The organism is Paenibacillus chitinolyticus NBRC 15660, from assembly GCF_000739915.1.
GTDB classification, from domain to species: Bacteria; Bacillota; Bacilli; order Paenibacillales; family NBRC-103111; genus Paenibacillus_F; species Paenibacillus_F chitinolyticus.
Window position 1 is genome coordinate 269,735 of sequence record NZ_BBJT01000006.1, and the last position, 11,622, is coordinate 281,356.

12 protein-coding genes are annotated in these 11,622 nt (G+C 56.2%); 2 read left to right on the forward strand and 10 right to left on the reverse strand.

The window, feature by feature from the left end; translation table 11 throughout:
- Positions 1–258 precede the first annotated feature (258 nt).
- The 3 genes from PCH01S_RS16670 to PCH01S_RS16680 all read right to left on the reverse strand — a co-directional run bounded on the left by PCH01S_RS16670 (position 259) and on the right by PCH01S_RS16680 (position 2,341).
- Complete coding sequence (locus tag PCH01S_RS16670; protein ID WP_042231031.1) at positions 259–783, reverse strand: GNAT family N-acetyltransferase; 525 nt, start codon at positions 781–783, stop codon at positions 259–261.
- A gap of 41 nt (positions 784–824) precedes the next feature.
- On the reverse strand, positions 825–1,616 hold the full coding sequence (locus PCH01S_RS16675; protein WP_042231032.1) for a phosphotransferase enzyme family protein: 792 nt from the start codon (positions 1,614–1,616) through the stop codon (positions 825–827).
- A 164-nt stretch (positions 1,617–1,780) separates the two neighbouring features.
- Positions 1,781–2,341, reverse strand: coding sequence for an AAA family ATPase (locus PCH01S_RS16680; RefSeq protein WP_042231033.1), 561 nt, complete (start codon positions 2,339–2,341; stop codon positions 1,781–1,783).
- A 202-nt stretch (positions 2,342–2,543) separates the two neighbouring features.
- Here PCH01S_RS16680 and PCH01S_RS16685 point away from each other — a divergent pair, with 202 nt between their 5' ends.
- The gene (locus PCH01S_RS16685; protein ID WP_042231035.1) at positions 2,544–3,218 is read left to right on the forward strand and encodes an SIMPL domain-containing protein; all 675 of its coding nucleotides are present in this window, start codon (positions 2,544–2,546) and stop codon (positions 3,216–3,218) included.
- 379 nt (positions 3,219–3,597) lie between these two features.
- Here PCH01S_RS16685 and PCH01S_RS16690 read toward each other — a convergent pair whose 3' ends face one another.
- The 4 genes from PCH01S_RS16690 to PCH01S_RS16705 all read right to left on the reverse strand — a co-directional run bounded on the left by PCH01S_RS16690 (position 3,598) and on the right by PCH01S_RS16705 (position 7,384).
- Positions 3,598–4,515, reverse strand: a complete 918-nt coding sequence (locus PCH01S_RS16690; RefSeq protein WP_042231037.1) for a TauD/TfdA dioxygenase family protein — start codon at positions 4,513–4,515, stop codon at positions 3,598–3,600.
- Between the two features lie 78 nt (positions 4,516–4,593).
- Positions 4,594–5,349, reverse strand: a complete 756-nt coding sequence (locus PCH01S_RS16695) for an ABC transporter permease (RefSeq protein ID WP_241688886.1) — start codon at positions 5,347–5,349, stop codon at positions 4,594–4,596.
- Between the two features lie 130 nt (positions 5,350–5,479).
- Positions 5,480–6,496, reverse strand: coding sequence for an aliphatic sulfonate ABC transporter substrate-binding protein (locus PCH01S_RS16700; RefSeq protein WP_042231039.1), 1,017 nt, complete (start codon positions 6,494–6,496; stop codon positions 5,480–5,482).
- A 294-nt stretch (positions 6,497–6,790) separates the two neighbouring features.
- Positions 6,791–7,384: a TetR/AcrR family transcriptional regulator gene (locus PCH01S_RS16705; RefSeq protein ID WP_042231040.1), complete on the reverse strand. Its 594-nt coding sequence runs from the start codon at positions 7,382–7,384 to the stop codon at positions 6,791–6,793.
- 172 nt (positions 7,385–7,556) lie between these two features.
- Here PCH01S_RS16705 and PCH01S_RS16710 point away from each other — a divergent pair, with 172 nt between their 5' ends.
- On the forward strand, positions 7,557–8,825 hold the full coding sequence (locus PCH01S_RS16710) for an ATP-binding protein (RefSeq protein ID WP_042231041.1): 1,269 nt from the start codon (positions 7,557–7,559) through the stop codon (positions 8,823–8,825).
- A 123-nt stretch (positions 8,826–8,948) separates the two neighbouring features.
- Here PCH01S_RS16710 and PCH01S_RS16715 read toward each other — a convergent pair whose 3' ends face one another.
- The 3 genes from PCH01S_RS16715 to PCH01S_RS16725 all read right to left on the reverse strand — a co-directional run bounded on the left by PCH01S_RS16715 (position 8,949) and on the right by PCH01S_RS16725 (position 11,616).
- A complete protein-coding gene (locus tag PCH01S_RS16715) occupies positions 8,949–9,896 on the reverse strand; it encodes an aminopeptidase (RefSeq protein ID WP_042231042.1) in 948 nt (315 codons plus the stop codon).
- Positions 9,897–9,925: 29 nt separating this feature from the next.
- A complete protein-coding gene (locus PCH01S_RS16720; RefSeq protein ID WP_241688832.1) occupies positions 9,926–10,597 on the reverse strand; it encodes an AroM family protein in 672 nt (223 codons plus the stop codon).
- A gap of 86 nt (positions 10,598–10,683) precedes the next feature.
- On the reverse strand, positions 10,684–11,616 hold the full coding sequence (locus PCH01S_RS16725) for a DUF1177 domain-containing protein (protein WP_042231044.1): 933 nt from the start codon (positions 11,614–11,616) through the stop codon (positions 10,684–10,686).
- Positions 11,617–11,622 lie beyond the last annotated feature (6 nt).

The following is an 11,622-nucleotide window of genomic DNA, read 5'->3' on the forward strand; positions in this document are numbered from 1 at the left end:
CGTAACAACGCAAAAAGCCAGAGAGGTCACTAGAAGCGACTTCTCCGGCTGTCCGGTCGATACTCGACAATTCAAAGCGGAATACTAAGTTTTTAATACTGTACCACTAAAGCGGGACGTTATCAACCATTTTTTGTTGTTTTTTGAAGGAAGCTGCATTCCCCGCCGCTTGCGGTTCCGGCTGCTCGGCCGTTACTTCGCGGTCCCCTCTCACGATAAACGGACCGCGCAAAAAAAAGGCTGCATGCCGCAGCCGTCTTACAGCTTTTTCTCATACAGGTTGGCGCTCCATCCGTCTCCCGTCACGGTTTCCAGATAAACGAATCCGGCGTTCCGGTAATACGCGTTGAGCCTGGCGTTCTCCGACATGCAGTCCAGCCGGAAATACGTTTTGCCCGTCTGCCTGATATAATCCTCCGCCCATTCGAGCAGCCGGGTACCCAGCCGAAGTCCGCTGCGCTTGCGCGTCACAACGAGCCGGTGCAGATAGCCCGCATCGCCTCGGTCCCTCTCTCCCCACAGGAGCTTGTCGCTCCACTGGAGCGTGAAGCAGCCCACGGCTTCTCCGCCCGAATAAGCGATGAACAGTTCACAATCGGCCATCAGTTCCGCGAAATATTCCGGGGTGAACGTCTTCTCGTCCCAGAGCAGAATGCCCCGCGAAACTCTCCAGCGGGCCGCTTCCACATACAGCTCCTGCAAAAGAGGCGTTTCGGCCGGAACCGCTTTTCTGATTTCCAGGTCAGCTCCCGCCCACGCTTCCGCTTCCCGACTCGTGCTCACCGGCAAAACCTCCTTTAAAGCCCCTTTGACGGAAGAAAAATTTAAGTCCAGTCATTCCTATGCTCGGAAATGAAATGAATATCCTTTCGATAATGCTCAAGATGTCCTTCATCCAGCATCTTTTGAAAAGCCAGGTCACCTTCACTCGCTCTTCTTGTTATTGTTTTACACAATCCTTCCAATCGCAGCAGTACCATGTCTATGTAATTTTCCGCAAATCCTTCACCGTAACAATCAAAAAACAAGTTCACTCTGTTTTTAATGCGGGAAGCATCTTGAAAGGAATCATAGTAAACGATTTCGCCCGTTTCAGTAAGATGCAATCGGCTTAACGGCACACAAGTGTAAAGAGTGTACGCTATGTCCCAAAGCCGCGGACCCGGTCCGGCCGCATCAAAATCAATAATGCCTATCGGTTTTTCATGCTGAAAAATAATGTTGTATACGGCAAAATCGTTGTGGCATATGACCTCCAAAGGTTGTGGCGTATGGTCGAATGGCTGCCAACTGTCATCAAATGAAAAGTCGCTTACAGCATCATGATAGAGACGGAGCATTTTCGCAATTTCCTGTAAGACATCATCCGACCGCATGTATTTCTTCAAAGGATAATTACCGGCTTCCCCTTCGATAAAGGATAAAATTTCTCTTCCTTTTTCATCCGTACCCAGGTATTTAGGGGCATAACCGTATCCTTTGTTGTCAAGATGGTTTAACAGGGCATGAATGTTGGGGCTATTCGGCTTTAACTCCCTTCTGACCGTATTACCCGACCTATATACCTTTGAGACGTTGCCGCCGGCTAACAATTCCTCATTTGAACGATTAGACATGTAAGTACCTCCTTTTCTTGTTCAAAAATCGCGTGGGGTTCGCTCGCCCCGCCCAGGACTGCAACGCGCGCCGGGCATTCTAGCCTGCTCTCTTTAATGAAAGTTCAATAGAATTCCCTAACATAGCCATCCAAAAGAAGTACACTCGGCAGATTCGTGCTTTCCTAATCCCCGAAATCCTGGGTCCGGACAATCCCTTCCTCCCATACGCGCTCCAAAATCGCATCCACGGTTTCCTCCGGCGTCAGACCGGTCGAGTCCAGCCACAAACCGACCCGCGGGGTTTCCCCGTGCAGCACGCCGTTCAGTGCGGATACGGTCCATACGCCGTATCCCTTCTTGGACCGGGCCGCTTCTCTGCTCGCGACTTCTTCCTCGCCGGGGCACAGTACGATCACGTACAGGGGCCTGTCTTCCAGCAGCGAGAGGAAATCGCTCAGCACGCGGCCTACGACGACATCCTGCATCACGACGGTGAATCCGGCTGAATAATAGGTGTCCGCGGCTTGTGCGGTCAGCCTGTACCGCAGCAGAAGCTGCTCCATTTGATCGGCTTCCGCGTCCGGCTGAACTTCCTTTCGGTCGTTGACGATCATTTTACGGAAATGATCTCCCCGGAGATGAACCGATTTCTCGAACCGCTCCGCCAACAGCTGCGCGACCGTCGATTTGCCGCTTGCCATAATGCCGGTCACCAAAAACATCGCATGAATATCCCGAATCATGCCAAACCCCTCCTTTTGCGGACGATTTCTCATGTTTCCATTGTAGCCAATCGCCGGCAAAGCGCCGTAAGGAGAGTTTCGTTATAATCAAACCTGCCGCCGTCCGTCCGTCGACCCGCGTATCCATGCTGCCGGCATGCGGAAGGCCCGGATTCCATACACTAAGATATAACACCTCTCGCATCCAGAAAGGAGACCGGCCATGTACGGTTTTGCACCCCCGCCGTCGCTTCCTCCGTCACCCGGATACCGGGCAGGCAAACCGGCTGTCATTGAAGTTACGGGCGACGGAATCGTCTCCGTCATTCCCGACCAAGCCGTGATCGTGCTGGGAGCCGTCACGGAGGGAGAAACCCTCTCACCCGCGCAGGCCGAGAACGCCCGGATCATCTCGGCCGTGATCGACTCCCTGCTGCAGCTCGGAATCCCCCGGAGCAGCATCCAGACGGATGAATTCCGGATCGATCCCCAGTACGACTTTCAGGACGGCAAACAGATTTTCCGCGGCTACCGGGTCACTCATCTGCTGAAAATTACGACGGATCGGGTCGGAGAAACCGGAACGATTGTCGATACCGCCGTCTCCAAAGGGGCCAACTCCGTTTCGGGAATTTCTTTCCGGACGTCCCAGCCGCAGAAATACAGCAAGGAAGCGCTGACCCTCGCCGTCCGGAACGCCCGAGAGAAGGCGCTGACGATAGCGGCGTCCCTCGGAGTCACCCTCGCGGCGGTTCCGGAGTCCGTCCGGGAGCTCAGCGGCCAGAACGAGCCCGTCCCGTTCAAGGCCTCCATGCTGGCCGCCGGTCCGGCCACCCCGATTCAGCCGGGTGAGCTGCATGTTTATGCCGCCGTGAGTGCGCGGTACACCTTCAGCTAAGCCCGGCCGGGCAGCACAACGAAGAAGAGAGCGTATCCCCGCTGACGGGATACGCTCTCTTCTTCGTTGGGAGCAGGGGCGCGGGAGGTACGCGGCCGTTCCCTCGCAATGCCGGAACGCGCACCCGTGCTTCGCTGGCGGGACAGGCGGCTGCGCGGGAACGGTGCTTGGCTGCTGCCGCCACGAAGGGCTCGCGCTGAAGTCGCGGGCCGGGTCAGGCGCTGTGTCCGCTCCTTTCTACGGCAGCGCTCCCCATCAGCACTCGCTTGACTGTGCTCCCTCTACGGCTGCGCACCCGTTCGGCTCCGCCTACGCTCCAGTCGGCGTTCCGGCTTCCGCCCGGGCCAGCCCTGCGCAGGGCTGAGCGTCCGCAGCCCGCTTACGACGCGCTAGCCGCAGCCGCTGGCGCGGGCTCCGAGACGATGCGCGTTGCACTCTTGCGGCCGTCCACGCCGATCGGGACGTCGCCGGCAATCGTGACCCGGCGTACGACCCGGTGCTGATCGCCGTAATCGTTCACGGCGTAATGCTGCGTGGCGCGGTTATCCCAGATCGCCACGTCGCCTTCGGCCCAGCGCCAGCGCACGGTATTTTCCAGGCTTGTGATATGTTCCTGGAACAAGGCGATCAGCTTCTGGGAATCGGCAACGGAGAAGCCTTCGATTTTTTTGGCGAAGCCGCCCAAAACAAGTGTCTTCTCTCCCGTTTCCGGGTGAACGCGGACGAGCGGATGCTCCGTTTCGTAGACCGTGGAAGCGAAGCTCTCCCGGTATTTGCGTGCCGCTTCGCTGCCCAGGGCGTTAACCGTTCTGATTGTGGCCGCATAATCGAATTCATTGGTGTGCAGCACCCGCAGCTTGTCGGCCAGCTCGCGCAGCTCCGCAGGAAGCAGTTCATAAGCCGCGGCCGTATTCGCCCACACCGTATCCCCGCCCGCTTCGGGAATCACAATCCCCCGGAGAATAGAAGCCGCCGGATATGCATCGACAAATGTCACATCCGTGTGCCATACGTTGGCGCGGCCCCCGTGGGTCGAATCCAGCTCCAGCACGTAATCCGTGCCGTCTTTGGGCTTAATCGTCGGATGAGCGACCGGGCTGCCGAGCAGCTTTGTAAACTCTTCCTGTCCAGCATTGTCCAGGTGATTTTGTCCCCGGAAGAAAATAACCTTATGCTTGAGCAGCTTTTCGCGGATAAAACCTACCGTGCTTTCATCGAGATTGCCGGACAATGAAATCCCTTCAATAATGGCACCAATTCTTCCTGAAACCGGGATTACCTTCACTTGTTCACTCATGTTCTTTTCCTCCTTTAAAATGGTTGATTTATCGTCAGCGGCAAGCCCGGACCGGCAGCGCGTCTGCCCTTACCGGGACTATCCCTTGTAATTGTCGCGCCATTTCAACAGCCGCTCTTCCAGCAGCCGCACGACGGAATCCACAAGCTTGCCGACAACAGCGAAAATAAGGATGCCCACAAACACGGCGGTCGTTCTGGAAAACTGCCGGGCATCCTGGATCATATACCCGATGCCCTCGCTTGATCCCATCAGCTCCGCCACGACGAGCCCCAGCCAGGCGACGCCCAGCGACAGCCTGAGACCGAGCAGGACATTCGGCAGCGCCGAGGGGAGCACCAGCTTCGTAATTTGCCGGAAGCGGCTAAACTCCAGCACTTTGGCTACGTCAAACAGCTTGGAGTCCACGTTCCGGACGCCCAGGAATGTATTCACGTACAGCGGGAAAAAAGCTCCCAGCGCGATCAGCAAAATTTTGGACAACTCGTCGAACCCGAACCAGAGTATAAAAAGCGGCGTGATCGCAAGATGCGGAACGGTGCGGAGCATCTGTAAAGTAGGGTCGAGCATGTACTCGGCTCTTTTTCTCAACCCGACCAGCATACCGGTCAGGAGACCGAGCGAGCCGCCGAGCAGAAATCCATAGGCGGCCCGCTGCACGCTCACCTTCAGATGATGGAAAAGCTCTCCGGATTGAACCATTCCTGCGAATTCCTCCGCAATGCTGAGCGGTGAAGGAAATAGCGTCGCGGAGACCAGCTTCAGCCCGCTTGCCGTCTGCCAGGCGGCAAGCGCCGCCAGCGGCAGCACGAGCCCGAGCAGGGCGATTTTCAGTTTGCCTCCGCGTCTGGCGGATGCTCTTCCTGCGGCGGCTCGTCTTCCTTCCCCCTCATCCAGGCCCTTGGCGGCCGGGGAAGACGGGTTTAATTGTCCCAAAGCTGACACGGTCTTCGCCTCCTCCTCCTTATTTAGCCGCTTTCACGGCTTCAATCGCTTTGCTGTCCGTGTTATGCGTCACGTCGATTTTCTTCTTGATAAAGCCCGCTTCCAGGAGAATGTCTGCCGAGGCCTGCTGGACACCGAAAATCTCTTTTGAAATCGGAACGTTCGAATACTCGGTATTTTGTACCACCAGCTCGATCGTCGCCCGGTCCGCCTTCTTCGCCTTCGCTATGAACTCGACGACCTCATCCCGGTGCTCCTTCTGAAAAGCTATCGCTTTCTCGAATCCTTTCAGGAAAGCTTCCGCCGCCCCCGGATGCTCCTTGACAAAATCGGTCCGGCCGATCGTAAGCACCGGCGCTTTGATGTTCAGAGCTTCCCCGCTCGTCAGGACGCGCGCGCCGTTTTTGGCGATCTGGATGCTCGTATACGGGTCGAGTCCGACCCAGGCATCCACCGCTCCCGATTCGAAAGCGGCGACAGCTTCTTCCGCCTGGAGCTGGATAAGCTGGAAGTCGGATTCTTTCAGCCCCGCCTGCTTAACCGCTTTGATGAAAAAAACATGAAGCGTAGTCCCCTTGGCAATCGCGATCTTTTTTCCTTTCAAATCCGCAAGGCTCTGGGCGGTGCTTTTGGCCGGGACGATCACGATGTTGAGTCCTTTCAAGCCTTCGGAGAGCAGAGACAGCGTCGTGACCGGCAGGTTGTTCGCCTGAGCGGATATCGCCGCCCCGTCCCCGAGCCAGGAGAAATCGACGCGTCCCGCGGCCAGCGCCTCCAGAAGAGCCGGTCCGCTAGGAAACTCGGACCATTTGACGTCTCCGCCGATTTTGGCGAATTCCTCCTCGAACCAGCCTTTCTCCTTGGCCAGGAGGAACAGCCCGCCGCCCCCGTTGTTTGCGAGGTTGACGGTATATGCGCCCTTGGGCGCATCCGTCCCGGAGGCGGTTGTCGCGGCCTGTCCGGCGCCGCATCCCGTAAGTCCGGCCAAGCCTATGGCGAGCGCCGCAGCCGCTAGCGATGCTTGAAGTTTGTTCATCCGCCGTGCCCCTTTGCACAAAAATTTGGAGTACAAAAAAAGACACCCGACAGCGCGCGTTAAGCGGGCCGTGCAAGGTGCCACCAGTGGACCGGTAGGATACCAGAGTTATCGCGATTCACTCCTAAAACAATTAAACCTTATATTCGCATAAAAATAGTCGGTTTTAAGAATATACTAACTGACTAGTCAGTCATTCCTTGTTGGAATGATTCTATCAGCCCTTTTTTGGGAAGTCAATACTTTTTTAACAATACTTGAAAAGAAGGCGTCCCCTTGTCCATAGCCGCCGGCTTATTTGCAAAGCAGCCCGACCAGTTGCTCTTCATCCGGGCTCGCTACGGCGCCCAGTCCTCTGCGCCGGGCCCCGCTGACTCCGTTGAGCAGAGCGAAGTAAAGCACCGCCAATTCTTCGGGTCTTCCTTCCCGGAACGTCCCCTCTTCTTGTCCCTGCTTCACGATCGCGATAATCGGCTGGAGGTTTTCGACGGCCCTGCGCGGTATCTCCCGCTTTTCCTCCGCGGAAATACCGGCGATCGTCTCCGCATGCAGAACGACATGCATGCCGTTCAACGCATTCTCGTCCTCCCCGATTTTCCGGGCATGCCAAAGAAGCTTATCGCGCGCATTTCCTTCCCGGCCGCGGGCCTCTTCGCAGACTCTGCCGTATCTTTCCTGAAGCATCTTGACCAGGCTGACGAACAGCTCTTCTTTGGAGGAATAATAGTTATATACATGGCCGTGGGAAATGCCCGCCGCTTCCGCAATATCCGATATTTTGGCCGCCGCGAGGCCCTTATTCGCGAAAATTCCGATGGACGCATGAAGAATCTGCGACCTGCGTTCTTCTCTCTGCCGCGTTACTTTTTCCGGGTTATTCACAGACATAACGGGTCCCCTTTCTCCGATATCGTGGATTATAACACATTTAGGAAATCAGAAAACTGCGATTTCTCCCGTTTACTGGAAATATTCATTTTGAACCCCAGGAAATTCCTTCCTCCTGCCGAATAGTGTTAGGGATCGGATAAAGATAACCACGTCCAGAGGGTGAGCGATATTGGCGCAGATCAAAGATCTTTTACTACAGCTCTTTTTTTCCCTTATGCCTTTCGTACTGTACAGCTTCTATTACCGGGACAGGGACACCAATTACACCAAAAAATTTATTCTGATTACCTCCATGATCTGCCTGTTTCTTTCCATGACATTCGCTTCCAGCGTCGAAAAAGGCATCCAGTTCGATGTCCGCTACGTCATCCTTTTTTTCGCGCTTGTGTTCGGCGGGTTTCGCATCGGCCTTCTGCTTATGCTGGAGTTTGTTCTGTATCGCCTTTATTTGGGAGGTCCCGGGACCTCTTCGGCCATGGGCATGATGATGGTTATGTTCCCCCTGTCGGTCTTGCTGTGCAGTGTCTACCACAGGACAAGCCAGAAGTACCTGGTCGCCGTTATGGCCGGACTCTGCTATTCTTTCTTTCCCCTTCTTCTCTTGTATATCAACCGGCCCGATTATATTTTGACACATTTGACTTACCATATTCTGATCATACCCGTTCACAATTCGGTCGGAGTTCTGCTGCTGATCTACTTGTTTGAAAAGTCCGCCACGGATAAGGACATGTACCTGAGGTACCTGCAGAGCGAGAAAATCGAGGCCGTCGGCCAGGTCGCCGCTTCCCTGGTGCATGAAGTGCGCAACCCGCTCACCACCGTGCTCGGTTTTTTAAAGCTGATCCGTCAAGATCAGGCGATGCCTCCCGAAAAACTTCACCGGTTCATTGACATCAGCATCGAGGAAGTGAAGCGGACGGAAGCGATTCTGTCGGAGTATTTATCCATGTCCAAGCCTTTAACGCAAAAGCGCGAAGTCATCGATCTCGCCCATGAGCTGGAGGCTGTCGCGGAGGTTATGACTCCCTATGCCACAATGAACAATGTGTCGCTGATCCTGCATGTCCCGTCCGAACCCGTACGATTATCCGCTAACAGAGCCGAAATGAAACAGCTCCTTGTCAATTTCGTAAAAAACGCCGTCGAAGCCTGTTCCGCCATACAAAAAGGAAACGTCACGCTGCGTATGCATACGGACGGGCTGCTCGTGAAAGTACATATCCGGGACAATGGGATCGGGATGAATAAAGAACAGTTGAGGCGGCTCGGCTCCATCTATTATTCCACCAAAAATACGGGCACCGGCCTGGGCCTTACGTATTCTTATCAAGTGATCCGTTCCATGAACGGAACGGTCTCGGTGTTCAGCGAGCTTCATAAGGGAACGGAATTCACGCTCTCGCTTCCCCTTGCTTCCAAAGATCCCGATGGATGATAAAAAAATCGCCAGTCCTCTTCACGCTCTGTCGGAGCATAAAGAGGACTGGCGATTGATTTATGGGCCGCGGACGGCCCGGATTGTACAGAGTACGGGGCGGGTACCGACAGAGTGTTACGCCTAAAGAGCCAGCTTCCCCTTCTCCATGAGGAGCTTGCCGTCCAGATATACGGTCGGCTCCTTAACGAGCCCGTCGATATGGACGCCGGCCGTGATCGTTCCTCCGAACGTATTGTTGCTGCCGAAGGCCACATGTATCGTGCCGTACACCTTCTCGTCTTCCAGGATGACGCCGGTGATTCTCGCTTTATCGTTCGTTCCGACTCCGAATTCGCAGAGGAGCCGGCCGTCTTTGTCTCCGAGCATGCCCAGGAGCTGCGGACCGGCTTCGCCTTCCGCTTTTACGATACGGCCCTGTTCGATGGTGAGCAGAAGAGGCTCGCTCAGCTTGCCGATTCCGGCAATGGACCCGTCGATCAGGATTTGCCCTTCCGCCGTTCCTTCCAGCGGCGCGATGTAGGCTTCGCCGGACGGCAAATTCCCCGACTCGCCGGGATTCAGATACAGCCCCGTGCTCGGCACGCCTTTTCTTCCCTCCACAGGGAAAGTGAGCGTGTAGCCGTCCTTCTCGATGCGCACCTCCCGGGCCCCGGTTAAGAGCTTCGTCACTTGATCCGTCAGACGCTTAACCTCGGCATAATCGGCCGAAATGGCGCCGTGGAGGAACATATCCTCCGTGATGCCCGGCATCGTGGCCAGCCTCGCTCCGGCGGCAGCCGCATTTTTGCGGGCCTGCGTATGCGTGAGAGACTGCTTCGTGATGCAGACGACCACGTTTGAGGTGATCATGGCTGCCGCAACTGCGGAAGGAGGCTCTTCGCCCGGTCTGTACCGGTCCTTCATGACCATAAGCACAGCCTCCGCGCCAAGCGCTTTTCCCGCTTCGTATAGCGGCTCCGCAAGATGTCTCTTATCCTCGTCCGAGACGACAAGGAATGATTCCCGGGCCTGCAGTCCCAGACTGCTTTGCAGCACGTGTTTGCCGACTTCGATGAGTGATTCGTTCATAATCTTCATCCTTTCGAATTTGGCTTCTTCTATATCATTTCCGATACGAGCTTGCCCATCAGGGCATTGGAGAGAACCACCGGCTTGCCCGAAGCCTCCGCCATGAACTGCCGCGCTTCCTCCGTGTACCCCATACAGTCCAGTACGATGATGTCGCTCTTCTCTTTCAGTTCCTCGGCGGCACGCCGGAATTCGGCTTCATCCCGTTTGTACGGCGACGCGACGGCAAAAACCGGGCTCAAGCCGTAGGGCTCGTACTTCTGCGCAAGCGTTGTACACTGCTCCTGCAGCGGTACGAGCACGCCGAGCCTGCGGCCGCCGGCCATCGCTTTGACAGCGGGAGGGATAAGATGGTCGGGCTCGATCAGATACGACCGCTCTGCCCGGAGACCGGGGAATACGCCTGTGCACAGCAGCAAAATGTGCCGGATTCCGGCCTTCTCGAACTCGCTAATCCGCTTCTGCAGCAGAGGCTGCAGCTTCTCGCGCGACATCACGACGGATTCGCCGTTCGCCAGACGCGAGGTCAGTACGTACTGCCCTTCTTCCGGAAAAAGCTCCCTCTCGATATGCGCTTTATCCAGCCCGTCCAAGGCGCCGCCTTGAACGAGTTCCGCGCGTCCCTCCAGGCAGCGCTCTATAATCGGCGCCACGTCCGTCCGGGGCGCTTGACCGATTGTGATCATTCCCAGTTTTCCCATGTTCTCCACCCCCATGTAAGATCCGCCCGAAGCGGCTGAAAAAAAAGGACAGGGGAACCTCCCCTGTCTGCTGTCCGGTTCCCCGCTTACTTGCCGCTGGTCTGCAAAATTTTCATGGACCCGTACAGCTTCGTGATCAGGCTAAATTCCTCCGGGTCGTAGAAAGCGCACGTTCCGGACGTCGTTTCCTTGGCCGCTTCAATGGCGAAACGCGCCGCTGCCGCGATGTCCGTCTCGTGGCTCGCTCCCGTTCCGCAGCCCGGCACGACGGATTGCGCCGTTACCGCGACGCCGACGACGGGAGCATCCGTCGCTACGCACGGCTGAAGGATGGAGTTGATGTGATACAGGTCGTTGCCGTACGGCGTGATGTCCTGCATCGTAACCGGGAACGTCACCGCATGCTGACCGGTCGTCATCTCCATAATGCGGAGCAGATCGTCGCTGACGCGGAGAATGTACCCTTCCTTCACAGTCGGCGATATCGCGATGCCTTTGTGATTGATCACGCGGTTGCCCTTCGTCGTGTCGATGGACAGAATCGCGTCCATTTCGGGCACGACTTCCTCCCGGTTCATCGTCAGGATATCGACCGGCGAATCCATAAAATCGACCGGTTCATGCGGGCGGGTCGGCGCGTCCGGGCAGATGTGAGTCGTGACGATCACATCTCCCGGGAGCGCATCGCCCTTCGTCTGCATATCCGCCAGCTTCAATGCGGCCGCGACAGCCGCAACCGCTCCGTCCGCATCGGATACGAGGCCGATGCGGCTCGGGCGCGCTCCGATGCCGCCCAGACGGCCGATAATGCCGAAAGTCGGCGCGCTGCCGCCCTTGCTTTTGCCGTCCGTGCCGGGGATTACGACTTTGACGAAATCCGTGCTTCCTTTTTCTCCGCTGACTTTGGAAACGGTCACCGATATGCCGGGATAGGCGTCGAACAATTCTTTGACCTTCGCTCCGCTTGCATAAATACTGTCCAGTGTATCGAGAACGGTCATCGTTTGTTTAAGGGTCATATTAAC

Bases quoted from the DNA above. Each gene is read 5' to 3' on its own strand.
- PCH01S_RS16680 (WP_042231033.1), bottom strand. From the start codon at position 2,341: ATGATTCGGGATATTCATGCGATGTTTTTGGTGACCGGCATTATGGCA.
- PCH01S_RS16720 (WP_241688832.1), bottom strand. From the start codon at position 10,597: ATGGGAAAACTGGGAATGATCACAATCGGTCAAGCGCCCCGGACGGAC.
- PCH01S_RS16690 (WP_042231037.1), bottom strand. From the start codon at position 4,515: ATGAGTGAACAAGTGAAGGTAATCCCGGTTTCAGGAAGAATTGGTGCC.
- PCH01S_RS16715 (WP_042231042.1), bottom strand. From the start codon at position 9,896: ATGAACGAATCACTCATCGAAGTCGGCAAACACGTGCTGCAAAGCAGT.
- PCH01S_RS16705 (WP_042231040.1), bottom strand. From the start codon at position 7,384: ATGTCTGTGAATAACCCGGAAAAAGTAACGCGGCAGAGAGAAGAACGC.
- PCH01S_RS16685 (WP_042231035.1), top strand. From the start codon at position 2,544: ATGTACGGTTTTGCACCCCCGCCGTCGCTTCCTCCGTCACCCGGATAC.
- PCH01S_RS16725 (WP_042231044.1), bottom strand. From the start codon at position 11,616: ATGACCCTTAAACAAACGATGACCGTTCTCGATACACTGGACAGTATT.
- PCH01S_RS16700 (WP_042231039.1), bottom strand. From the start codon at position 6,496: ATGAACAAACTTCAAGCATCGCTAGCGGCTGCGGCGCTCGCCATAGGC.
- PCH01S_RS16675 (WP_042231032.1), bottom strand. From the start codon at position 1,616: ATGTCTAATCGTTCAAATGAGGAATTGTTAGCCGGCGGCAACGTCTCA.